The following is a 280-nucleotide window of genomic DNA, read 5'->3' as shown; positions in this document are numbered from 1 at the left end:
GCGTTTTTAGAATTTTTACCCTTTTTGAATTTAGGTACAATACCTGATTTCATTAAATCTTGTGTATGACGACCATTAATTACTGAATCACCTTTGTTTAAACCGACTAATACGTTTTTTCCGACTGGCGCATGTAGTGTACCGTCACGTCTTGCGATGATTTCTTGATGACCATTTGGACCTGTACCGTTACCCGCACCTTTATCATTCACAATTGCAGTTGTAGGCGAACTAATAGGACCATTTGTACCAGTGTGTAATGGCTTGATTTCTTTGATTA

The 280-nt window shown here is 37.9% G+C and carries 1 protein-coding gene; it reads right to left on the bottom strand.

Annotated elements, in window-relative coordinates:
- The coding region (locus RMT89_RS42550) for a hypothetical protein (protein ID WP_315889120.1) at positions 1-280 on the bottom strand (280 nt) is incomplete at both ends.

This window comes from Streptomyces sp. P17 (assembly GCF_032436805.1).
Lineage (GTDB): Bacteria > Actinomycetota > Actinomycetes > Streptomycetales > Streptomycetaceae > Streptomyces.
The sequence above is the reverse complement of the archived record's forward strand: the minus strand, read 5'-3'. Positions and strand labels throughout refer to the sequence as shown.